The sequence below is a fragment of the Tateyamaria armeniaca genome (assembly GCF_045797845.1).
GTDB lineage: Bacteria > Pseudomonadota > Alphaproteobacteria > Rhodobacterales > Rhodobacteraceae > Tateyamaria > Tateyamaria armeniaca.
Map to the genome: position 1 here is coordinate 3,997,824 of NZ_JBHDIY010000002.1, position 22,367 is coordinate 4,020,190.

The 22,367-nt window shown below is 60.4% G+C and carries 20 protein-coding genes; 13 read left to right on the plus strand and 7 right to left on the minus strand.

The window, feature by feature from the left end; genetic code table 11:
* Nucleotides 1-41: 41 nt before the first annotated feature.
* From ACERZ8_RS20265 to ACERZ8_RS20295, 7 genes are all read left to right on the plus strand, one after another.
* Nucleotides 42-1,286 (plus strand): sugar ABC transporter permease, encoded by a 1,245-nt coding sequence (locus ACERZ8_RS20265; RefSeq protein WP_407593980.1) that lies wholly within the window; start codon nucleotides 42-44, stop codon nucleotides 1,284-1,286.
* Nucleotides 1,286-2,491: a carbohydrate ABC transporter permease gene (locus tag ACERZ8_RS20270; RefSeq protein WP_407594327.1), complete on the plus strand. Its 1,206-nt coding sequence runs from the start codon at nucleotides 1,286-1,288 to the stop codon at nucleotides 2,489-2,491. The genes ACERZ8_RS20265 and ACERZ8_RS20270 overlap by 1 nt, the downstream gene beginning before the upstream one ends.
* A complete protein-coding gene (locus ACERZ8_RS20275) occupies nucleotides 2,488-3,750 on the plus strand; it encodes an MGH1-like glycoside hydrolase domain-containing protein (RefSeq protein WP_407593981.1) in 1,263 nt (420 codons plus the stop codon). Before ACERZ8_RS20270 ends, ACERZ8_RS20275 begins: the two co-directional genes overlap by 4 nt.
* Entirely contained in the window at nucleotides 3,750-4,763 is a 1,014-nt protein-coding gene (locus tag ACERZ8_RS20280; RefSeq protein ID WP_407593982.1) for an ABC transporter ATP-binding protein, read from the plus strand. Before ACERZ8_RS20275 ends, ACERZ8_RS20280 begins: the two co-directional genes overlap by 1 nt.
* 72 nt (nucleotides 4,764-4,835) lie before the next feature.
* Nucleotides 4,836-6,704, plus strand: coding sequence for an FAD-dependent monooxygenase (locus tag ACERZ8_RS20285; protein WP_407593984.1), 1,869 nt, complete (start codon nucleotides 4,836-4,838; stop codon nucleotides 6,702-6,704).
* Nucleotides 6,705-6,779: 75 nt separating this feature from the next.
* A complete protein-coding gene (locus tag ACERZ8_RS20290; protein ID WP_407593985.1) occupies nucleotides 6,780-7,766 on the plus strand; it encodes a TIM barrel protein in 987 nt (328 codons plus the stop codon).
* Entirely contained in the window at nucleotides 7,763-8,608 is an 846-nt protein-coding gene (locus ACERZ8_RS20295; protein ID WP_407593987.1) for a PfkB family carbohydrate kinase, read from the plus strand. The genes ACERZ8_RS20290 and ACERZ8_RS20295 overlap by 4 nt, the downstream gene beginning before the upstream one ends.
* On the opposite strand, the gene ACERZ8_RS20300 is transcribed toward ACERZ8_RS20295, so the two are convergent.
* Together ACERZ8_RS20300 and ACERZ8_RS20305 are read right to left on the minus strand one after the other, a co-directional pair.
* A complete protein-coding gene (locus ACERZ8_RS20300) occupies nucleotides 8,593-9,435 on the minus strand; it encodes an amidohydrolase family protein (RefSeq protein ID WP_407593988.1) in 843 nt (280 codons plus the stop codon). The two genes, ACERZ8_RS20295 and ACERZ8_RS20300, sit on opposite strands and share 16 nt — an antisense overlap.
* Nucleotides 9,432-10,460, minus strand: coding sequence for an aldo/keto reductase (locus ACERZ8_RS20305; protein ID WP_407593989.1), 1,029 nt, complete (start codon nucleotides 10,458-10,460; stop codon nucleotides 9,432-9,434). The genes ACERZ8_RS20300 and ACERZ8_RS20305 overlap by 4 nt, the downstream gene beginning before the upstream one ends.
* Before the next feature lie 94 nt (nucleotides 10,461-10,554).
* Here ACERZ8_RS20305 and ACERZ8_RS20310 point away from each other — a divergent pair, with 94 nt between their 5' ends.
* From ACERZ8_RS20310 to ACERZ8_RS20320, 3 genes are read left to right on the plus strand one after another with little or no spacing between them, the layout of a single operon-like run.
* Nucleotides 10,555-11,355 (plus strand): BtpA/SgcQ family protein, encoded by an 801-nt coding sequence (locus tag ACERZ8_RS20310; protein WP_407593991.1) that lies wholly within the window; start codon nucleotides 10,555-10,557, stop codon nucleotides 11,353-11,355.
* The gene (locus ACERZ8_RS20315) at nucleotides 11,352-12,446 is read left to right on the plus strand and encodes a M42 family metallopeptidase (protein WP_407593993.1); all 1,095 of its coding nucleotides are present in this window, start codon (nucleotides 11,352-11,354) and stop codon (nucleotides 12,444-12,446) included. The genes ACERZ8_RS20310 and ACERZ8_RS20315 overlap by 4 nt, the downstream gene beginning before the upstream one ends.
* Entirely contained in the window at nucleotides 12,446-13,933 is a 1,488-nt protein-coding gene (locus tag ACERZ8_RS20320) for an FGGY-family carbohydrate kinase (RefSeq protein WP_407593994.1), read from the plus strand. The genes ACERZ8_RS20315 and ACERZ8_RS20320 overlap by 1 nt, the downstream gene beginning before the upstream one ends.
* A gap of 38 nt (nucleotides 13,934-13,971) precedes the next feature.
* On the opposite strand, the gene ACERZ8_RS20325 is transcribed toward ACERZ8_RS20320, so the two are convergent.
* Nucleotides 13,972-14,448, minus strand: a complete 477-nt coding sequence (locus ACERZ8_RS20325; protein ID WP_407593996.1) for a hypothetical protein — start codon at nucleotides 14,446-14,448, stop codon at nucleotides 13,972-13,974.
* Nucleotides 14,449-14,961: 513 nt separating this feature from the next.
* Nucleotides 14,962-15,156: a hypothetical protein gene (locus ACERZ8_RS20330; protein WP_407593997.1), complete on the minus strand. Its 195-nt coding sequence runs from the start codon at nucleotides 15,154-15,156 to the stop codon at nucleotides 14,962-14,964.
* Nucleotides 15,157-15,332: 176 nt separating this feature from the next.
* Between ACERZ8_RS20330 and ACERZ8_RS20335 the strand changes: the two genes are divergently transcribed.
* Entirely contained in the window at nucleotides 15,333-17,552 is a 2,220-nt protein-coding gene (locus ACERZ8_RS20335; RefSeq protein WP_407593998.1) for a regulator of G-protein signaling domain-containing protein, read from the plus strand.
* A 102-nt stretch (nucleotides 17,553-17,654) separates the two neighbouring features.
* Here ACERZ8_RS20335 and ACERZ8_RS20340 read toward each other — a convergent pair whose 3' ends face one another.
* Both ACERZ8_RS20340 and ACERZ8_RS20345 read right to left on the minus strand, forming a co-directional pair.
* Nucleotides 17,655-18,569: a carbohydrate ABC transporter permease gene (locus tag ACERZ8_RS20340; protein WP_407594000.1), complete on the minus strand. Its 915-nt coding sequence runs from the start codon at nucleotides 18,567-18,569 to the stop codon at nucleotides 17,655-17,657.
* Nucleotides 18,566-19,669: a carbohydrate ABC transporter permease gene (locus ACERZ8_RS20345; RefSeq protein WP_407594001.1), complete on the minus strand. Its 1,104-nt coding sequence runs from the start codon at nucleotides 19,667-19,669 to the stop codon at nucleotides 18,566-18,568. The genes ACERZ8_RS20340 and ACERZ8_RS20345 overlap by 4 nt, the downstream gene beginning before the upstream one ends.
* A gap of 179 nt (nucleotides 19,670-19,848) precedes the next feature.
* Here ACERZ8_RS20345 and ACERZ8_RS20350 point away from each other — a divergent pair, with 179 nt between their 5' ends.
* Together ACERZ8_RS20350 and ACERZ8_RS20355 are read left to right on the plus strand one after the other, a co-directional pair.
* Entirely contained in the window at nucleotides 19,849-20,163 is a 315-nt protein-coding gene (locus ACERZ8_RS20350; protein ID WP_407594002.1) for a DUF3775 domain-containing protein, read from the plus strand.
* A 15-nt stretch (nucleotides 20,164-20,178) separates the two neighbouring features.
* Nucleotides 20,179-20,625 carry a carboxymuconolactone decarboxylase family protein gene (locus ACERZ8_RS20355; RefSeq protein WP_407594003.1) on the plus strand — a complete coding sequence of 149 codons (447 nt, stop codon included), beginning with the start codon at nucleotides 20,179-20,181 and terminating at the stop codon, nucleotides 20,623-20,625.
* 44 nt (nucleotides 20,626-20,669) lie between these two features.
* Here the strand turns inward: ACERZ8_RS20355 and ACERZ8_RS20360 are convergent, their stop codons facing one another.
* The gene (locus ACERZ8_RS20360) at nucleotides 20,670-22,304 is read right to left on the minus strand and encodes an extracellular solute-binding protein (RefSeq protein ID WP_407594004.1); all 1,635 of its coding nucleotides are present in this window, start codon (nucleotides 22,302-22,304) and stop codon (nucleotides 20,670-20,672) included.
* Nucleotides 22,305-22,367: the final 63 nt, after the last annotated feature.

The following is a 22,367-nucleotide window of genomic DNA, read 5'->3' on the forward strand; positions in this document are numbered from 1 at the left end:
CCTCCACCTCTCGCAAACACCAACACAAGGCAGGTGTTTTCATGGCAGAGCTGCAACCCCCTGTCGGAACCGGCCCCCTCGCCAAACGCGAGGCGCGGCTGGCATGGGGATTGCTGTTTCCGACCATCACGGCGGTTGCGCTGGTTGTGGTTCTCCCGCTCCTTTCGATCTTCTGGATTTCGTTCAAACCGGTTGAACTGGGCGATCTGCGCGCGCCCGAAGTGGTGCTGCGCGAGGATATCCGTGGCGACACTGAAGCCGTCGGGGACGAAGCCAACATACGCTACCGACTGCGCAATTCGTCTCAGGACGAGCCGATCACCGGCGTCACCTTTCAGGACGTCATCCCCGAAGGACTGGTGGTGTCAGAGCTCGACCCGCGCTGCGACTTGTCGGGTCGCGATCTGAACTGCGACCTTGGCGATTGGGAGCCGGGGGCGCGCGAAACGCTGCGCATCCCAGTCACGGTGGGACAGGCCTATCTCGACAACGATCTGCGCCCGCAGGACAGCCCGGCCACCACCACGGGCGTTTCCTCGAACGTGCTGACCAATGCCACCTTCACGCTTGAAAACTTCGCGCGCATTTTCAACGGTGACGAGTTCATGGAAGTGCTTTGGGTTACGCTGTTTTACACGGTTTTCGGGACCATCGGCGCGCTGCTGGTCGGCCTCTTTGCCGCACTTCTGCTCAACAAATCCTTCAAAGGTCAGGGCATTTTACGCGGCCTTTACCTGTTTCCCTACGTGGCACCCGTGATCGCAGTCGCCTTTGCGTGGTTGATCCTGTTCGATCCGTTTTCGGGATCGGCCAATGCGCTGCTGATCCAGATGGGCGTGACGCAGCAATCCATCAACTTTTTCGGGGAACGCCCCTTGGCCCTGATCATGGTCACGGTGTTCGAAATCTGGCGGTACTTCCCGCTGTCCTTCCTGTTCATCCTCGCGCGCATGCAAAGCATCGACACCGACATGTACGAGGCAGCGGACATGGATGGCGCCTCACCGTTTCAGCAATTCTGGTATCTGAGCGTGCCGCAACTGCTGGGCATTCTAAGTGTGCTGTTCCTGCTGCGCTTTATCTGGACGTTCAACAAGTTCGACGACATTTTCCTGCTGACAGGCGGCAATGCCGGGACGCGGACGTTGACCGTGAATGTCTATGAACAGGCCTTTGCAGTGTCCAATATTGGCGCGGGTGCTGCGGTGGCCGTTGTCATCTTTGGCTGCCTGCTGACCTTCTCGCTCTTCTTCCTCAAATACATCAGCCGCGAGGAAGGGTTGTGATCCGCCGCGGCTATATTACCGGTCCGGTTCTTGGGGCCCTGTGGATGGTGGTGCTGTCGGTCACCGTGGCCGTGGCCATGTCCTTTGCCACGGGCGATCCGTTCCGGCCAAGCATCCTGTTGTCGCTGCTTTTGGGTGCCATCGCGGGCGGTGCCATGGTCTTTGCCCGGGGCGGGCGGGTGATGCAGGCCGCAACTGGCGCCGTGATCGCCATCGCCGTGCTGGCCGGGGTCGGGCCGATGCTGACGGGGGCCGAGGCAGGCCTTGCCGCCCGCATTTTTGGCGCGGCGGCGCTTGCCATCACCTTTGCCCTGTCCATCGAACCGATCCTGGACGAAATCGTGCCCGGCGCGCTGACGCGCCACGAATTCGAGGGCGCCGTGATCCGCTTCCTGACCGGGTTCGGCTACATCTTTTTCACCGCTATCGTGCTCATTCCGTTTTACGTGATGGTGATGACCAGCCTCAAAAACCAGTCCGAGCTGATGCAGAACCCGCTGGATTTCTCCATCGACATCGGGCGCGGGGTCGAGCTGTTCCGGTCCTATGATGAGCTGTTCACGCAGTTCAATTTCGGCACGTATTTGTTCAATTCGTTCTTCATCTCGGTCCTCACCGTCTTCATCACCCTCGCCTTCGCGATCCCCGGCGCTTATGCGGTTGCACGTCTGCGGTTCAGCGGACAGGCCGCATTTTCCCGATCGATCCTGCTGATCTACATGGTGCCGATGATCGTTCTGGCACTGCCGATCTACATCGCGTTTTCGATGACGGGCCTGCGCAATTCCTTCTGGGGCATCGTGATGATCTATCCGGTCACGACAATCCCCGTCGCGCTTTACATGCTGCAGGGCTATTTCCGGGGCCTTCCGGCCGAGGTCGAAGAGGCGGGCCTGATGGACGGGCTGTCCCGTCTTGCCGTGATCTGGAAAATCACCCTGCCCTTGTCGCTGCCCGCGCTGGCTTCCGTCTCGCTTTATGTCTTCATGATCGCGTGGAACGAATTCCTGCTGGCCTTTATGCTGCTGGATGATCCGGCGAAATTCACGCTCACACGCGGCATTGCTTCTCTCAACTCCTCTGAAATACCGCGACAACACCTGATGGCGGGCGCGGTCATCGCGACTGTGCCGATCATGGCACTGTTTCTGGGATTGGAGCGTTTCATGACCAAGGGCCTGACGGCCGGGTCGGTAAAGGGATGACCATGGACTTACACGAACAGGCACGCCAGATCCTGCGCGGAAATGATCGCGGCGGTTACACGCTGCCCACCCACGGCCTTTATCCCTACCAGTGGAACTGGGACAGCGCCTTTGCGGCATGGGGGTTTGCGACCTTCGACATCGCGCGGGCCTGGGACGAATTCGACACGCTGCTGGCCAGCCAGTGGGATACCGGCATGGTGCCCCACATCATCTTTCACGAAGTCGATCCCAGCTATTTCCCCGGCCCCGATGTGTGGTCGACCGGGCAAAGCCCCGCAACCTCGGGCATCTCGCAACCCCCCGTGGCCGCGACGATGGCGCGGCTTGTGTGGGAAATGGACAAGGCGGCGGGGCATGACAGGCTGGCCGAGATCTATCCCAAGCTGGTCGCGTGGCATCGCTGGTGGCACGAGGTGCGCTGCGTGCATGGGCCAGCCGCAATCATCCACCCATGGGAAAGCGGGCGCGACAACTGCCCGGATTGGGACATCGGTATGGACGGCGTCGATGGATCAAGGGTCGGGCCCTACACGCGCCGCGACACGGGCCATGTTGATCCATCCATGCGCCCGCACAAGGAACAATATGACCGCTATATCGCGATGGTACAGTTCGGGGTCAGCGTCGGCTGGGACCAAAGGCAGATCGTGGCCGACGGCCCGTTCCTGATGGCCGATCCCGGCATCACTTTCATCCTGTTGCGCGCGCACGCGGACCTGATCGTTCTGGGCGAGGTCCTTGGGCATGACACCAGCGAGATCGAAGGGTGGGCGGCGCAGTTGCGATCCGCTCTGCCCGAAATCTGGAACGCCGATCTTGGCGCTTACGACGCGCGCAACCTGCGCAACGGGCGCTTTGCCGGAGTTCTGGGGTCGGGCGCGTTGCTGGCCTATGTGGCGGATGCCGGAAACCCGACACTGGATGAACACTTGATCCGGGTCTGGGATGCGGTCAGCTATGGTATTCCTTCTGCCGATCCACAGGCCGATATCTTTGATGCGCGCCGCTATTGGCGGGGTCCGTCATGGCCGTTCCTCAATGCCCTGATTGCGCTGGGTTTCCGCGAAATGGGCCGCCACGATCTTGACGCGCGCCTGCGCCGGGAAACGGCGCAAGCCATAGCCAAGAACGGGTTCGCCGAATACTTCGATCCTCACGATGCAACGGCCTGCGGTGGTGCCAACTTTACCTGGACCGCTGCCATCTGGCTGACCTGGGCGGGGCAGGATCTGGAACACGCCAAGGGGGCCGCCTGATGTCGTCGATTACGCTCAACTCCGTCGAAAAGTGGTTTGGCAACGTACAGGTCATCAAGGGCGTCGACCTGACGATCAACGAGGGTGAGTTCGTCATTTTCGTCGGCCCCTCGGGCTGCGGAAAATCCACACTGCTGCGCATGATTGCCGGGCTTGAGGAAACGTCGCGCGGGCAGATCATGATCGGTGAGCGGGATGCAACCGCCGAACCACCCAGCAAGCGGGGGCTGGCGATGGTGTTTCAGTCCTATGCGCTTTATCCGCATATGTCGGTGCGCGACAATGTCGGCTTTCCGCTGAAATCTGCGGGTTTACCGAAGGCCGACATCGACGCCAAGGTCAACGAGGCCGCGCGTGTGCTCAAACTGGATGACTATATGGATCGCCGCCCCAAGGACCTGTCGGGCGGACAGCGGCAGCGCGTGGCCATTGGGCGATCCATCGTGCGCGATCCGACTGCGTTCCTGTTTGACGAACCCCTGTCGAACCTCGATGCGGCCCTGCGGGTCGAAATGCGCTACGAGATCGCCAAGCTGCACCAGACGCTTAAATCGACCATGATCTATGTGACCCATGATCAGGTCGAGGCGATGACACTGGCCGACCGGATCGTCGTTCTGGAATTTGGCAGGATCGCGCAGGTCGGAAGCCCAAGAGAGTTGTACGAAAAACCGGCCAACCTGTTCGTGGCGCAGTTCATCGGCTCCCCACGCATGAACGTGATTGATGCGGTGCCCGCGCTCAAGGTCGACATGACGCCAGACACACGCTCCATCGGCATCCGCCCCGAACACATCTCGCTGATTGAGCCCGGCGCGGGCAATATCGATGGCACCGTCGATGTGCTGGAGTATCTGGGCGCGGACACATTTGTCATCCTGACCTGCGGCACGGCAGGCCAACTGACTGTCCGTGTCAATGGCAGCACATCCCTGAAACCCGGCGACAGCGTGGGCTTGCGTTTTGAGGCCGACCACGTGCACCGATTTGATGCCCAGGGACTGGCGTGCTGATCTGCGGGCTTTGACAGCCGTTGCGCTTTGTTCCTAGGGTCTGCACGGATGGCGGATCATCGGGGGTAGCGCGTGCAGTTCCACTTGAACGGATTTCGAACCGGCGATCCTTCGGTCGCCGAACAACCCGAAGTGACGCAGCCGCCACTTGACACTGTCGATGTCCTGATCGTGGGATGCGGCCCCGCCGGACTGACCCTTGCCGCCCAGCTTGCGCAATTTCCCGACGTCACGGTGCGGATTGCAGAACGCAAGCCCGGCCCGCTGGAAGTGGGCCAGGCCGACGGCATTGCCTGCCGGTCTGTCGAGATGTTTCAGGCCTTCGGCTTTGCCGAAAAAGTCGTCAAGGAAGGGTATTGGGTCAACGAGGTGACGTTCTGGCGGCCCGCCCGGGACGCAACCGGGATCGCGCGCGCCGACCGCATTCAGGACGTCGAAGACGACCTGTCCGAAATGCCCCACGTCATTCTCAGCCAGGCGCGGATTCATGATTTCTATCTTGAAGTCATGCGCAATGCGCAGCGCAGACTGGTCCCGGACTACAACCGCGAACTCGTCTCGCTTGAGCGGACGGACGATGCCGACCACCCGGTGACGGCAACCTTTGCACACGCCGATGGCAGTGGCGTAACAGAGGTCATTCGGGCCCGCTATCTGGTCGGGTGTGACGGCGCGCGAAGCAAGGTGCGCGCGCAGATGGGCCACGCCCTTGAAGGGCAATCCGCCCGACAACTCTGGGGCGTGATGGACATTCTGCCGCGCACGGATTTTCCTGATATCCGGCTGAAATGCGCAATCCAGTCGCAGGATGCGGGCAGTATTCTGATCATCCCGCGCGAGGGCGGCTATATGGTGCGCCTGTACATCGAACTTGACGCGTTGGGCGATGGTGAGCGTGCCGCCGACCGGGGTGTCACGTCGGATCAACTGATATCGCGCGCACAGCAGATCATGGCGCCCTATCAGATTGAGGCGGCAGAGGTCGCGTGGTGGTCGGCTTACGAAATCGGCCAACGCCTGTGTGACCGCTTTGATGATGGCGATCTTGCTGGGCATCAGCCCCGCATCTTCATCGCCGGGGATGCCTGCCACACACACAGTCCAAAGGCCGGACAGGGCATGAATGTGTCCATGGCTGACGCCTTCAATCTTGGCTGGAAACTTGCAGCAGTGCTGCGCGGACAGGCGGAACCCGCATTGCTACAGACTTATTCAGAGGAGCGGCATGCAAAGGCGAAAGAGCTGATCGAATTTGATCGCGACATGGCCCGCCTGTTCAGTGCAAAACCGCGCGATGCAGCCGAAGCCGCTTTGTTTCAGGAATATTTTCAAAAACATGGGCGGTACACGGCAGGTGTGGAAACCCGCTACACGCCGTCCCTGATCACCGCGACACCGCGACATCAGGCCCTTGCCCGAGGGTATGTGGTGGGCAAGCGGTTTCATTCCGCGCCGGTCGTGCGTCTGGCCGATGCGCGGCCTATGCATCTGGCCCATGCGTTCACTGCGGACGGGCGCTGGCGGATTGTGTTGTTCGCACCGCAAGGCGATGACGGAGCCAGAGGCGGCCCGGTTGAGCGCCTATGCCATCATCTGTCCAGTCCGCAAGGTCTGATCGCCCGTGTCACGCCGCCCGCTGCCGACATCGACAGCGTGATTGATGTCAGGGCTGTGTTCCAGCACGCCCACCGCGATATGGATCTTACGCAAGTGCCCGGCCTTTTGACGCCGCAGAAAGGGCGGCTGCACCTCACTGATTATGAAAAGGTCTTTTGCCCCGCACCGGCTGGCCCAGACATTTTCGATCTGCGCGGGATCGACAGAACATGCGGTGCGGCGGTGATTGTCCGGCCCGACCAATACGTGTCGGACGTTGTGCCCCTTGATGCGCACGACAAGATCGACGCGTTCTTTGATAGCATCCTGCGCAATACCGGGTGACGCAGAGGTCATTGGGAACCGCATTCGAGGCCCCGCCCAATTGCACCTGTCACACGCAAACGGTTAGGGTTTGACATGACAGATAGAAACCCTCCCCGCTTCGCCGCTCGTCTCAACGCCTTCAAGATCGGGGCGGCGGATTACTGGCCCGGCAAGAACACGGTGACCACGTCCGATCTGCTGGCCCGCGCCGCAACCGCCGGGCTGAACGCGGCCGATCTGAACTACCCCGATCATTTTGAACACGACCGCCCAAGTGATCTGTCGCGCACGCTGGATGACAACGGCATGGTGCTGAACGGCATGGCGATGCGCTATTACACGGACCCCGGCTATAAGCTGGGGGCGTTCACGCATCCGGATGCTGCGGTACGGCGCGCCGCCTTGGATGAAACGAAACGCGGGCTGGATGTGCTGGCCGAAATGGGTGGCAACCTCATGACCCTCTGGATGGGGCAGGACGGGTTCGATTACTCCTTTCAGATGGACTATGCCCGCGCGTGGGATCACACGATCGCGGCGATGGCCGAGGTTGCCGATCATAACCCGGCCCTTGATATCGCGCTGGAATACAAACCCAATGAACCCCGCGCCTTTGCCCTGATGCCGGATGCAGCCACAACACTGCTGGCAATTACCGAGATCGGGCGCAAGAACACCGGCGTCACCCTCGATTTTGCCCACGTGCTTTATGCCGACGAAATGCCCGCCTTCGCCGCCGCACTGGTGGCGCGCCATTCGCGAATCCTGGGCGTGCATCTGAACGACGGCTACAGCAAGTGGGACAACGGGTTGATGGTGGGGGCCGTACACCCGATCCAGACCATCGAGTTGTTGGTCGAACTGGAGCGCATTGGATATGACGGCGCGCTTTATTTCGACACGTTTCCCGACCATTCCGGCCTCGATCCGGTGGAAGAGGCGCGCACGAATATCGACGTGGTCGGGCGCTTGCGCAAGATCGCGGCGGACCTGGTCAGCAACGCCGATCTTCAGTCGGCCATCGCGCGACAGGACGCGCCGCGCGCCATGCGTCTGGTGCAGGCGGCGATGCTGTCGTGAGCATTCTGGTTGCCGGATCGCTGCATCTGGACGTGGTGTTGCGCGCCCCGCACCTGCCCGCGCTGGACGAAACGGTGACGGGCAGTTCGGTCGGTTACGTGTTCGGCGGCAAAGGGGGCAATCAGGCGCGCGCCGCCGCCCAAATGGGGGCAGAGGTGTCTTTTGCCGGACGCGCGGGGTCGGATCGGTTTGGCGACATGATCCGCGACACACTGATGGCCAGCCGCATAGACACGTCCCAACTGCAACGCGATGAAGGCCCCAGCGGCATGAGTGCGGCGATCCTGAATGCAGATGGTGATTACGGCGCGGTGACCGTGTCAGCGGCGAACCTGAACATTGAGGCAGACAAGATCGGAGTGGCGCCGGGTACATCACTGGTCGTGTTGCAAAACGAAATCCCCGAGGCCGTCAACTGTGCCGTCGCAAGAAAAGCCCGGGATGCAGGCGCGCAAGTCTGGCTGAACGCCGCCCCTGCCCGCCCCCTGTCGGATGATTTGGCAGCGACGGTAGACTTGCTGATCGTGAACCGGGTCGAGGCTGAGTTTTATGAACGCGACGCACGATTTGCGCGGGTGTTGACCACGCTTGGGGCGAACGGTGTTGTCTTTGACGGGCAGTCTTATCCGGGCTGTCCCGTCGATGTGGTATCAAGCCATGGGGCCGGTGACATGTTCGTCGGCGCGCTGGCGGCCTGCGTGAACAGTGGCCAAAGCATCGCAGAGGCCATCGCCTTTGCCCAAGCCGCTGCCGCAATGCACGTGTCCACGGAGGACAGCGCGCGCGCCCGGATTGATCGCGCCAGCGTCGAGGCGTTCCGCGCCGCTCATGCCAGCCGATAAAACCGTGCCGCTGTTCCGCCAAAGATGTCAGCCCGCTCAGTTGCGGACAGAGTGTCCGTCAGCGACTGTGCTACGCTGTGCCAATCCCGGTATTCCGCCTGCAAACGGCACACGGGCCAGTCCGACCCCCACATGACCCGCGCAGGCCCAAAGGCGTTCAGAACGTGATCGGCAAAGGGGCGCAGATCATCAATGGACCAGCCGTCATCCGCCTCCGTCACCAGCCCTGAGAATTTGCATACTCCATCGGTCTCTTCTGCCAGAGCCGACATGCCCTCCGCCCATTTTGAAAACGCATCCAGCCCGGCGCGTTGGTCGCGGATTTGCGGCTTCATGCAGTGGTCGTAAACCACGCGCATCTCGGGATAGCGTTTGATCAGCGTCAGAAAGTTGGGCAAATGCTGCGGAAAGCCCAAGGCATCAAAGGTCAGGTCCAGATCAATGAGCGCCGCGTAGGCCCACTGCACATCGTCGCGCAGCATCCAATCCACATCCGGGATGTCCTGTATCATCGGACGCACCCCCAGAAACTTCGGATGCGCCGCCAGACGGGTCAGACGCGCAAAATCGGCAGGGTTTTCGAAGTCTATCCAGCCCACCACGCCCTTGATCGTGGGCGTGGCGTCCGCAAGACCCAGCATATACTCCGTCTCGTTGATCGTGGCGGCGGCCTGCACCAGCACTGTCCCATCAATGCCGATCTGGTCCAGCGTGGGCGCAAGATCATCCGGCGCATAGGCGCGGTTCAAGATGGCGTTGTCCTGCGGCATCCAGTCGTAATCGCCGCGCAGCGGTTGCCAGAAATGCTGATGCGCGTCGATCTTCACGTGGGCGCGTCCTCGCGCAGCAGCCCCTTGGCCTTGAGGTCGGCCCAAAGGCCTGCCGGAATCTCGGCATGGGCTGCCTGCAGGTTGCCTTCGGTTTCCGAAACCCCCTGCCCGCCCGGAATGACCGACACATGCGCCGGGTGCAGCAGCGGGAACTGGAATGCGGCGTCAACCATCCGCACGCCATGTGCGGCGCACACATCCTCGATCGCTTTCACCCGGTCCAGTACGTCCTGCGGGGCCAGTTCGTAATTGTAATAGGCCCCCTGCCGCGCGCCCGTCGCAAGGATACCGGAGTTGTAAGGGCCACCCGTCACGATCCCGATCCCGCGTGCCTCACAGAGTGGCAGGAAACTGTCGAGCGCCTTTTGTTCCAGCAGCGTGTAGCGCCCCGCCAGCAAAAACAGATCGAAATCACCCCGTTCGGCCAGCGTCTGGCAGACTTCCCACTCGTTCACCCCGCCGCCGATGGCCTTGATCAACCCCTGTTCACGCAAGGACACCATGGCATCGTATCCACGCCCGCCAAAGAATTCCTCGATCCGCATGTCCGAGATTTCCTTGGAACCATGGGAAAAGATGCAAAGATCGTGGACATAAAGGATATCGATGCGATCCACGCCAAGGCGGGAAAACGAATGCTCGAAGGACCGCATGACGCCGTCATAGGTGTAATCATATTGCTCCCGCCGACAGGGCACTTCGAACCACTTGCCCTCGCCCGCACGATGCTCGGGCGCGCAGGCCTGCATCAGCCGCCCGACCTTGGTGGACAGCACGTAGTCGTCGCGTGGCTTGTCGCGTAGAAACGGGTTCAGCCGCGTTTCCGACAGCCCCAGACCGTAAAGCGGGGCAGTATCATAGTACCGCACGCCCCCGTCCCATGCCGCATCAAGGGTAGCGCGCGCCTCGTCATCCGTGATCGCCTTGTAAAGGTTGCCGAGGGGCGCCGTGCCAAAGCCGAGTTCCGTGAATGTCAGCCCGCCATTGCCAAGCCTGTCCCAGTGCCGCGTTTTCAAAGCCATCCATACCTCCGTTTCGTTGATCCAACTCTAGCCCACATTTCCTTTGCGTGAACAGGGACCTGACCATAAAGTTGCCGTGGGGAGAGCAGACATCATGACAGCGAATTTTGAGCGGGTGTTCGGGCGGACAAAGCCTGTCATTGGCATGGTCCATATCGGGGCCTTGCCGGGTACGCCCCTGTTTGACCCAGCCTTTGACCTCGTGGCGGGCGCACGTGCGGACTTGCTGGCGTTGCAAGAGGCCGGGTTCGATGCGGTGATGTTCGGCAACGAAAACGACCGCCCTTACGAATTTAAGGTCGACACCGCCTCGACCGCGACCATGGCCGCCATCATCGGCGCGTTGAAATCCGAGATCACCGTGCCCTTTGGCGTCAACGTGCTGTGGGATCCGATGTCGAGTGTGGCGCTGGGTGCCGCCACCGGTGCGCATTTTGTGCGAGAGATTTTCACCGGCACCTATGCCTCCGACATGGGGCCGTGGATCCCGGATGCAGGGGCCGCGATGCGCTATCGCAACCGGCTGGGGCGGCCCGACATGGCCATGCTGTTCAATGTTTCGGCCGAATTCGCCCATTCGCTTGATCGACGCCCCCTGCCCGATCGCGCACGCAGTGCTGTGTTTTCATCAATCCCCGACGCAGTTCTTGTGTCCGGCCAGATCACCGGAGAGGCCGCGGCTTTGTCTGATCTGGAGGCGGTCAAGGCCGTGTTGCCCGACATCGCCGTTATGGCCAATACCGGGGTCAAGCACGATACGGTAGCGGATGTTTTGCGCATCGCCGATGGCTGCATCGTGGGGTCCTCCCTCAAGGTCGACGGCGACACATGGAACGCGATTGACCCCGACCGCGCGCGCGATTTCATGGACCGGGTGCGGGCGGTACGCGGATGAAAGAACGGATCAAAACCGACCTAATTGACCTCATGCTGGTGCCGGGCCTGTCCGGCCACGAGGATCGCATACGCCACGCCATACGGGATCGGCTGGATGGGATGGGCATTACCTCGCAGACAGACCGCCTTGGCAATCTGGTCGCCACTTTCCCGGGGACAGGCCCCAGCGTCATGCTGTTCACCCACATGGATCAGCTTGGTTTCATCGTGCGCCGCATCGAAGCCGACGGCCTGATCCGTCTCGAACGGCTGGGCGGTGTGCCCGAACGCGCGCTGGCCGCCCAAGAGGTGTTGATCTGCGTTGGCGAGGGTCACGACGTGCCCGGTGTCATCGCCAACAAAAGCCACCACGCCACGACCCCGGCCGAGAAATACACCGTCACACCTTATGCCGACCTCTACGTGGACACTGGCATCGCCTCAGCCACGGACGTTGAGGCTGCAGGCATCCGCATCGGATCGCCGGTAGTTTACGCCCCGCGCGCCACAGCGCTCGCAGATGACCGCATCATGGGCACTAGCGTCGATGACCGCGCGGGCTGCGCCGTGCTGCTCGAAATCGCGCGCCACCTCAAGGACCGCACATCCGGCCCACCCGTCCACCTCGCCTTCACCGTGCTCGAAGAGTTCAACCTGCGCGGTGCTCTGCCGCTCGCCCAATCCCTCCAGCCAGACATCGCCATCCAGCTCGATCTGATGCTCGCCACCGATACGCCGGACATGGATGCGCGCGGTGATATGGTGCTGGGCGGCGGACCGGGGATGAGCCTTTATTCCTTTCACGGGCGCGGCACGCTCAACGGTGTAATCCCGCACCCGGCGATGGTGCATCTGTTCGAAACAACCGCAGAGGCCCAGAACATTCCCCTGCAACGCAGTGCACAAGTCGGAGTGCTGACGGACCTGTCCTATGTGCAGCTTGTGGGTAACGGGGTTGCCTCAATCGATCTCGGCTACCCCATGCGCTATTCACATTCCGCGCGCGAGGTCTGCGATCTGAACGATCTGGTGGCGCTCGCGCAGTTGCTGGACGCTGGCCTTGCCCGGATTGGGCCGGATTTTTCGCTGGAACGGGATGATTACACCTGATGGCCTACACGCTTGGCATCGACATCGGCACCTACGAGACCAAAGGCGTTCTGGTGGATACAAATGGTGTGATCCACGCGCAGGCCGCACGCGGGCACAAGATGCTGGTGCCGCAACCCGGCTGGGCCGAACACCGGCCCGAAGAAGACTGGTGGGGCGATTTCGTGCATGTGACGCGTGCGCTGTTGGCCGACAGTGGCGTGGACCCGTCCGAAATAAAGGCCGTTGCCTGCAGCGCCATCGGCCCCTGCATGCTGCCCGTGGACGACAACGGCAAACCGCTGATGAACGGCGTCCTTTACGGCGTAGATGGCCGGGCCGAGGCGGAAGTGAGCGAACTGACAGACCGCATCGGTGAGGACACAATCATCGCACGCTGCGGCAACGCGCTGACGTCACAATCAGTAGGACCAAAAATCCTATGGCTCAAACGCACCCGCCCCGAAACCTACGCCCAAACCGAGCATATCCTCACCTCCACCAGCTTTCTGGTGCAACGGCTGACCGGAGAGGTGGTGATCGACCACTACACAGCGGCCAATTTCTCGCCCCTTTACGATGTGACCACGCAAACATGGGTCGATGATCTGGCCGACGACATCATCGCCCTCGGCAAACTCCCGCGCCTCATGTGGTCCAACGAAATCGCCGGTCAGATCACACAAAAGGCTGCAACCGAAACCGGCCTCTCCCCCGGCACGCCCGTCACCGCAGGCACCATCGACGCGGCCGCCGAGGCGTTCTCGGTCGGTGTGGATCAACCCGGCGACATGATGATGATGTACGGCTCGACCATCTTCATCATCCTGCGCGCAGCCGCTCGCGTGACCGACCCGCGCATCTGGTACGCGCCGTGGCTCTTTGAGGGCGAACATGCCTCGATGGCGGGCCTTGCGACCTCGGGCACCCTCACCCACTGGTTCCGCGATCAGATCGCACGCGATCTGGATGTCAGCGAGGCGTTCCCAACGCTGGCCGAAGAAGCCGCAGCCTCTCCTCCCGGCGCCAATGGGTTGCTGATGCTCCCCTATTTTTCCGGCGAGCGCACCCCGATCCACGATGTGCATGCCAAGGGCGCGCTCTTTGGGCTGAACCTCACCCACACCCGCGGCGACATGTACCGCGCCCTGATCGAAGGGATCGCGCACGGCACCCGCCACGTGACCGACACGTTCGCAGAACTGGGCCAGCGGCCCGAACGGTTGCTGGCCGTCGGGGGCGGAACTAAGAATGCGCTGTGGCTTCAGGCGACCTCAGACATCACCGGGATTGATCAGATCGTCTGCGAAAAGACGACCGGTGCAAGTTATGGCGATGCGTTTCTGGCGGCCCTTGCCGTGGGGCTGGTAGAACGCGGCGACATTGCGCAATGCAACCCCGTAGTCGAGACGATCCGGGCAGTGCCGAGTTCGGTATATGACGACGCGCACCGATTGTTTCGCAGGTTGTACGCACAGACAAAGGACATTGCCGCGCAGTTGGGGTGAGGTCAGCCGTGCGGGAGTTTCCCGTTATTGATGACCAACTATCTACGACTCTGGTCAAGCGAAACCATCTCGGGCGTGCCGCGCCCGTCGTTCCACCAGCGGTTAGGATTATCGTTCCTTGGCGTGTAGTTTGCACGGCTCGCCCATTCCTCGCGGACGTGGATGATCGGCTCCTCGTATTGATGAGCGTGGAGAACGGCCTCCATGATCTTTTGGAGTAACTGCATATCACGCTCGAAAGAGACCTTCAGCTCAACCGAGGGATAGACTTCGGTGCCATCAGCCTCGAAATCCTTGTTGTGAATTCGCGTAACAGTCTGTTCTCCCGGTCTTCCTGTCTCCGCTCCCTGAGCGGTTACGGTCGCATTCCGCTCGTAAGCGCCAACGGCAAGCGGATGAACCTTGAAGATCGCATCCAACAACCGTTCCGCATCATCAGGTCGCGTGTTTATCTCCACTCGAAAAACGGGGATCAGTTTTCCGGACTGAGATTCATATTCTTGGATGCTGCTCATTTTTTCTCTCCCGCATCAGGCAACTCTAGGATGGCATACGCCGCAGCCAGGATTTGTCAGCAGTATCACCTCACACCGTTTTTTGCGTGGCAGGGTTCTGCACTCCGGGCTCAATACGGCAAGGTGCAATGACACAGGCCCGCGTTTTGAGGCGTCCCTCAAATCGATCTGTCGTGGCTCAATATTGAGTTGGCCTATCATCAAGAGTTCGACGCTTGGACGGGCGGTGCGAGAGAAGGGACTCGTGTGTCCAGACACCAACTTCCAGCCGTCACAGCAAAGTAGCGACTTGGGAACACACACTGCTATGCGTCCGCCGCCGCCCAAAAACGTATGGAAAATCTTTGCCCGCGTTGAACTTACGGGCAGTCCAACTCCTGCGCAAACTCAGCGACATTGGCATCAATGGGCAGCACCGTGATGTCGCGCTTAAACACACGCAGAACATCCCGGAGAAGATCGCCACTTGAACACGGGATGAACGGCGACATGCCTTTCGTGTCCCGCAAACGCTCATGCATCAAAGCTGAGCTTGCCCCACGTTTCCAACCGGATGATCCAATCCTGCGGCAGGATCAGGCCGCGCATCATTTCTTCGACACTTACTGACCGTCGGCAGTGCCCGCGATCGCCCAGATGGAGTGCCGAGCCATAGTGTGCATAGCGGTCAGGGTGGTTTTGCCCGCCTGATCGCATGCATTGCAACAAAATCGACGCCTGTCGTGAATAGATCCACAGGTCTGCGTGTTTCCCTTTCGTGGCCGGAACACACCGCGCCGTTTGACAAGGAAATGAACACCGCCACCCGCATGCGCACCCATCAGATCGCACGTGCCTAGTGGAACCGCCAAACCCCCGAACTTGATATCCGCAGGAGAAAATTCATGAGACGCATCGGCAACATCGATTACCCGAACACATTCTACACCATTGTGGCCGACCCGGCCCTTGCCCCCGTTTTGCACGAATATTGCCAGGCCACTAAACTGGACGACAATTATGAATATCTGATGGCGATGCGCCAACCCATTGATCCGCGCAAGATGTATCGCAAGTTTATCAGCTATGACGGCGAATACCCGGTAAATGTCGGCCACAACGCACGCGCAATTGCAAAGAAACTGGCCGAAGAGCGGGACTGGAATTCGCCGTTCTGGTATTCCCTGTTCGGGTCCATCCAGACCGAGCTTCTGTCACTGTTGAATGCTGAGCACGTGTCCGGCAAATTCTGGGCGCATAAGGTATTTCTGGACCATCACGTCAACGTCAATCAGGGCAATGCGGACGATGCCTATACGGTTGTGGACGACCCCGTTGTCACGGGCCGCGCACTGGCGGCGCGCGTGTTGGGTTTGGGGGACTCGCCTCTGCTGGAAAGGGCCATCGCGAATTTCGAAAAAGAAGGCGAGACGCTGCGCACGTGGTCGATCTTTCAGGACTACCTCAAAGGGCAGAAAAGCACGATGCGAGCACAGGATGCAGTCAAGATCCTGCTGGCGAACGGAGTTTTGTCCGCCCCCGAAGAGAGTGTCGCCATGAACATCGCCGATACCCTGAACACGCCCGATATCAGGGCGACTGAGGCGTTTTACGAGGCCTTCAAGAAAGTCCGTGGCGACGGTCGTGCCCTGTGGGATTTGGTGACCGAATTTCAGGCCACCATCGGCAAAGGCGGCACGCCCGCAACATTTCTGAGACGGCTGGACAGGGAAAAGCTTTTGCCGGCGCATGCAGACCCGTTGGCCCCCGGAGAAGAAGAAGATATCCCGCCCGCCCCACCAGCGGACGAAGATGTGGAGGCAACAGCCCAACCCGCTGCGGATGACATGCCGCCCCCGCCCCCGCCAAGTGATGAAGACGTGCCGCCCCCTCCTCCACCCCTTGATGAGGACGAGGATGTTCCACCTCCGCCGCCGCCATTGGATGAGAGCGATCTGCCGCCGCCGCCCGCCTATGGCCAAGTCGAGGATTACCCCGATCATATTGCAGCGATCGAAGCGTTGCTGCCCGGGCGTGATCAGGCCAAAATCACCAAGGCGGTAAAGACTCTGATGGCCGCCATGGCCGCCAACGGTGAGTGCCCGCCGGGCACCCCTGTCCAGCAGATTGCGGCCGAGGTGATCCGCCTCGTCAAGGCCAAGCGCAGGGCAGCTGCCGAGGCTGATGCGTTCCCCGAACCCGCAGCAGACGCCGATCCGCTTCCGCGCCCCACTGCCGACCCGTTCCCCGACGATGTCGAGCCACAGGAAGAACCGTTCCCGGATACCGGACCTGTGGGCGTCGACCTCAACGGTCTTGACGATGCGGATGCGGACGCTGAGGACGGCGACGATGGCAACGATCCGTTCCCGGGCGCACCCGGCGATGGTCAACCACGCCCACCCCGCGCCCCCGATCCGTTTCCAGACGATGACACCGTGCAGCCCGATGCCGGATCAGATGATGGCAGCGGATCGGACGCCGGTGCGGGCGCAGATGATGGTGACACTGATCCGGGTGCCGGTGGTGCCGGTGCAAGCCCCAGACAGCTCAGAACCTATCTCCAGCGCGAGGTCGCCAACATCGCAGGCATGTTGGGCAACGATGACAATGAAGGCGCCAAAAGCCATGCCATCACCGTGGCCGAAACGATGGAAAAGCTTGGCGGAGAGAAAGCGGCAATACCGCCCAAGGACATTCTGAGTGCCGCTCTGAGACAGCTTAGGAAAAACAGCCCGTCCGAGATCAGCGCACTTGAAAGCGACACCGGGGCCGTGTCTGCGCCCGGGCAGATCAAGCTGACCAACTGGCATGCCAACAATGCGAATTGGGCCGCCTTTGCCAAGCACTACTGCCTGGGTGAGGACGATATTCAGGCCAGCAGGCTGATCGCCCTCGCAGTCGCCAAAGACGGGACCAGCAGTCCCAAGGCGATCGGAGCGGCGAAAAAACTGGCGGAGAAAGTCAGCAAGGACAAATCGGCAAAGTTCAAGTTCAAGAACTACCGCCACCTTGTCGCCGCCGTGTTCCAGTTGATGACCCTGAAGGCGACAAACGACAAGCTGTTGCGCCCGCTCAAGGCTACTGACGTGGCCGACACGGTGTCCGTGCAGGAAAACGCGTGATTGCAAAGCGGGGCTGGCCGAGTGGTCGGCCCCGCACCTGCTCCGAGCCATCCCGTAAGCTTCGTAAAGATTAGCGCAATGGCATGCGCAGGACAGACGCGGCTACTTGACCGCGCCAGCCGCCATCCCCTTGATGATATATTTCTCCAGGAAGATCGCCACGATCACCAGCGGCAAGATCGCCGCCGAAGAAAGCGCCGCCATGGACCACCAGTTGATCCCCTGAGATCCGGTCTGCGAGGCCACCATCACGGGCAATGTCGTGGCGTTGGTGGCGGTTAATAGAGCCGCGAAGAAGTATTCGTTCCAGCACAGAACGAGGCTCAGGATGAACGCTGCCACCATCCCCGGCAGCGCGATGGGCAGCACAATCTGAAAAAACGACCCCCAGATGCCCAAGCCATCGACGAGGGCCGCTTCCTCCAGTTCGACAGGTATCCCCTGAAACTGATCCCGCATGATCCAGATCACGATGGGAAGCACCATCAGGGTGTAAAGCAGGATCAGGCCCACGCGGCTGTCGAGCAGTGCCAACGATTTGTAGAGCACGAGGAAGGGCAAGGCGAGGACGACGGGCGGAAGGATCATCTGGCTGAGGAAAAAGAACGAGATGTCGGAATTGCGCATGAACCCGAAACGGTAGTTGAAGCGGGACAGACCATAGGCGGCGAGCGAGCCGAGTATGACGGCCAGCAGCGATGCGGAGATCGCAACCACGGTGCTGTTCCAGAAGCGCTTCAGGAACTCTTCGCGCACGGTCGAAACCTCGCCAATCAGGCGTGGCGAGACGCCGATGGATTCCCAGCCTTTCCAGCGCGGTGTGAAGTCGACCCACGGGATCAGGTTCCCTTTCATCACGTCCGGGGCCAGTTTGAAAGACGTCGTGATGGTCCAGAAGATCGGGAACAGGCACACGATGGCCCACGTGATGAGGGCGGCGTAGATGGCAATGCGGCTGGCCCACCACTTGGTTTTGATGCGTGTATCACCCTCGTGATCTTTCATGACAGCACTCATGCGGGGCGCTCCATCCAGCGGCTGACAAGTTTCAGCAGCAGGGTGACAAAGATGATGATCAGCACCAGATAAACCATGGCAAGTAGCGTGCCGTAACCCACGTTTGAGCGATCACGATATTCGCGGAAGATGAAACTGGTGACCGAGTCCGTTGCCCCTCCGGGCCCTCCCGAGGTCACGTTGATGATCACATCGGCCAGCTTCAGTTTAAAGATGATGCGGATGACCACAGCGGTGACCGAAACCGGCAGCATCAAGGGAAAGATGACCTCCTTAAAGCTTTGCCAGCCTGACGCCCCGTCGACTTTGGAGGCCTCAATCACCTCGCTCGGCAAGGCCTGCAGACCCGCCAAGAGCATGATCATCATGAAAGGAATGAAGGTCCAGGCATCCATCGCCATGATCATGAAACGTGCGATTTCCGGGTTGCCGAAAAAGCTCGGCTCGAACCCCATTTCGCGGATCAGGCGCGAGATCGGACCAAAACGGACCTCAAGCATCGACTTGCCGATCATCCAACTCACAGCCACAGGGCTTAGCATCAGGGGCAGCAAAAACACGACCCGAAAGAACTTGCGCGCCCGAATCTGGGCGTTCAGCAACAGCGCAAGGCCGAAGGCGATCACATATTCCACGCTGACGGCGAGGACGTAATAGACCATGTTTTTCAACGCGTTCCAGTAAAACCCGTCGTTCCACATCTGCACCATGTTGTCCCAGCCATTGGGCTGCGGCCCGTTGGGGGAGGCAAGGTTCCAGTCGGTGAAAGAGATGTAGAGCGCGAACAGCAGCGGGAAGACGACGAGGCTGATAACGAAGAGCGCTGCGGGAAGGACGAACAGCGTGCGCTTGCCCTTTTCCCCGTTGACGATGACTTGCGCGGCGCACAGGGCGAAGGCCCAGAGCACATAGGCGTAAAGCACGGGCCGCCATGTCTCAAAACCGCTTGTGACCCGACCCGTTTCAAACATCATCTGCCAGATCGCCAGCGCTGCGCACAACCCGGCAGAACCCCAGACCATCGCCTTGCCCAGACGGCGGCGTTGGTCCGAAATGTTGTCCGCCGTCACGGTATGCAGAAGATCGCCTTCGGTGTTCATATCCTGACGTTAGCGAGGTGGATGATCGGTGTTAAGCCGAAAAACCGTTTTGATCGCGAGAGTTGCCAAAGATGCCTTTGATCGGAACTTGAGCGGACAACAGGATCGACGCGCCTGCCTTTTTGTGGTTGCCTGTCCGTAACATCATTTGACGTTGATCGGATTGTGGAGGGCGCAGAATGCTTGAAATCAGCACCGGAAAGGTCGTCAGGGTGATCATGCTGACCCGCGAATATGGACCGGACAACGTACATCTGTCCGACTACATCGCAAGTCTCAATGACGATGAAAAGATGAACCTTGTCGCGGTCATGTGGATCGGGCGCGGCAGCTTTGAAGCCGAAGAGCTGGAAGAGGCCAAGGCGGAAGCGCGACGCGAGGCAACGGCCCCGACCGAAGCGTACCTGTCGGGCATTCCGGGGCTGGCCGAGCATCTGGAAAGCGGCTTGGACGCGCTTGGGATCGACGTCACGGACGCCGAGGACAGGTTTTGAGAACCGTTTCGGAACATGATTGAACGCCTCGACTATACCTCCATAAACGGCCCCGCCATCGCAGGCATGGCGAAGGCCAAGAACAACATGCCGTCCATCGATGCGAAATTGCGCGCGATCATTGAGTTGCGGGTATCGCAGATCAACGGGTGCGCTTATTGCGTCGACCTCCACATGTCGGAAGCGCGGCGCGCCGGAGAGACCATGCAACGGCTGGATTGTCTGACAGTCTGGCGGGAAGTGACCTTTTTCGACGAGGCCGAGAAAGCCGCGCTGGCATGGGCGGAGGCGATTACGAAAATCACAGAAAACGGGGCACCGGAATTGCTCTACCAAGCCCTGCTGGCGCATTACTCCGATGCGCAGGTTGTCGATCTGACGCTGATCATTTCTCAGATGAACGCGTGGAACCGTCTGGCCATCAGCTTTGGGCACGGCCCAGATCCAAGGCCAGACGCATAGTCAAAGAAAAAGGCGCGGCCGTGAAACCGCGCCTTTACTGGCTTTCAACCGATCACAGCCCCAGCGACGCCTTGTAGACCTCGATCTGGCTGTCCCGCCCGATCTGATCCGTGATCTCTTCCCAGTGCGGCTGCAATCGCATCTGCCGTTTCCTGCGCAGACCCGTATTGCCCGGCATAACCCTTCGCCAATTCGTCCTCGGCGACGGAATAGTACTGGAAGATGCCCGGAATGCGGGGTTCAATCGCTGCGTTGGGATGATTGTAGCTGTCCGCGTTTGAGCCGAGGTAATCCTCGACATAAGCGCGGTCATATCCGGCCTCTTCCCATTCCTCGAACTGGAAGTGGGACTGGCGATAGGGCTGGAAGCCCGACGGATAGGCCGAGGCCCAAAGCGACAGGTCCTTGCCACCCAGATGGGCTGCGGCTGACCAAGCGGCCTTCTTCTTCTTCTCGTCGCCCTCGACCGTAGCCATGACGTACACGCCCCAGCCGATATAGGCCATGTTGGGTGCCTCGTTGCGGGTGTCTTCCCATGCGCCACTTTGCGCGTTGTAGACGCGATCCGAGGCCGGGTTGATGCCAAAGCCGACAACATCGCCAACGACAGATGTGTCCGAGGTGCGCGCGCTTGAGCCCACATCGCCCCACCACATCAGCATCGAACCGGTACCGGCAAGGAATTGCTGGAACGCAGTTGTGCCTGGGTCGGCGTTGATCTGATCGGTCGGGTATGCGCCCGCGTCGATCAGGTCCATGACGTCCTGAATGGCCTGCACCCAAGCCGGGTTGTTGACCATGGGTTTCATGGTGTCCGGTTCGAACAGCCATGCCGGGCTATTGGGGTGCTTGGCATAGGCCGAGGCGCGGTTTTCGAGGAAGTAGAAGCCAAAACCACCCCAACCTTTCAGCGGATCGAGGTAGCCATGTGCGGGCAGTCCAGTCAGCGGGTCCTCTTTGCCGACAAGGTCCTTGGAGACCTGATTGATCTCTTGCCATGTGGTGGGCACCTCTGCGCCGCCAATGCCATCAGGTCCGAAATAGTCCTTGCGATACGCGAACGTATGGCAGTCACCATCGATGGACACGCGATAGGTCTTGCCACCCCATGTACCAACCGGGGCCTTGAGGTAATCCACATAGTCATCCATGTCGATCTGCTCTTTGACCCAGTCGGGCATCTCGGAGGCGAGGCCCTTGCCCAGCACATCGCCCTCAAACGGCGCACCCATTTCGATGATGTCGAAATCGACCGTGCCGGTGGCAATGGATTGCTGAAGACGGGCGTTGTAGTCGGCTTGCGCCAGATCGATCCAATTGATCTTGGCGCCGGTATACGCCTCCCACGGCTTCAGGAACCCGCGGAACAGGAAGTTGTGCAGGTTCTGGTTGTTCAGCCCCATAAAGGTCAGTTCGACCCCTTCGAACTCGCCCTCGGCCACATTCTCCTTGGTGGCACCAAGGCACATCTCGCCGACCTTCTGCCAGTCGCTGTCTGTCGGAGAGCCCGCACCGACGCCGGGAATCTTGAGGATTTCGGCGCGCACATTCGCGTGCCCATCGGCCATGGCCGTTTTGGGCATCATCGCCATCGCACCAAGGGCGGCAGACCCTTTCAGCACCTGACGGCGGTTCATTTTCTGCGCCGCTCTAATGTAGTTATACAGTTCGACTTTCACGTTTATCCTCCCGAGAAAACATTTTTGATCGTATTGGTGCGGACGACGGACAGGGCCAGAAAT

Coding starts and splice junctions, on each gene's coding strand:
- ACERZ8_RS20275 (WP_407593981.1), top strand. CDS start 2,488: ATGACCATGGACTTACACGAACAGGCACGCCAGATCCTGCGCGGAAAT.
- ACERZ8_RS20345 (WP_407594001.1), bottom strand. CDS start 19,669: ATGAACACCGAAGGCGATCTTCTGCATACCGTGACGGCGGACAACATT.
- ACERZ8_RS20280 (WP_407593982.1), top strand. CDS start 3,750: ATGTCGTCGATTACGCTCAACTCCGTCGAAAAGTGGTTTGGCAACGTA.
- ACERZ8_RS20310 (WP_407593991.1), top strand. CDS start 10,555: ATGACAGCGAATTTTGAGCGGGTGTTCGGGCGGACAAAGCCTGTCATT.
- ACERZ8_RS20350 (WP_407594002.1), top strand. CDS start 19,849: ATGCTTGAAATCAGCACCGGAAAGGTCGTCAGGGTGATCATGCTGACC.
- ACERZ8_RS20355 (WP_407594003.1), top strand. CDS start 20,179: ATGATTGAACGCCTCGACTATACCTCCATAAACGGCCCCGCCATCGCA.
- ACERZ8_RS20335 (WP_407593998.1), top strand. CDS start 15,333: ATGAGACGCATCGGCAACATCGATTACCCGAACACATTCTACACCATT.
- ACERZ8_RS20320 (WP_407593994.1), top strand. CDS start 12,446: ATGGCCTACACGCTTGGCATCGACATCGGCACCTACGAGACCAAAGGC.
- ACERZ8_RS20340 (WP_407594000.1), bottom strand. CDS start 18,569: ATGAGTGCTGTCATGAAAGATCACGAGGGTGATACACGCATCAAAACC.
- ACERZ8_RS20265 (WP_407593980.1), top strand. CDS start 42: ATGGCAGAGCTGCAACCCCCTGTCGGAACCGGCCCCCTCGCCAAACGC.
- ACERZ8_RS20325 (WP_407593996.1), bottom strand. CDS start 14,448: ATGAGCAGCATCCAAGAATATGAATCTCAGTCCGGAAAACTGATCCCC.
- ACERZ8_RS20290 (WP_407593985.1), top strand. CDS start 6,780: ATGACAGATAGAAACCCTCCCCGCTTCGCCGCTCGTCTCAACGCCTTC.
- ACERZ8_RS20305 (WP_407593989.1), bottom strand. CDS start 10,460: ATGGCTTTGAAAACGCGGCACTGGGACAGGCTTGGCAATGGCGGGCTG.
- ACERZ8_RS20315 (WP_407593993.1), top strand. CDS start 11,352: ATGAAAGAACGGATCAAAACCGACCTAATTGACCTCATGCTGGTGCCG.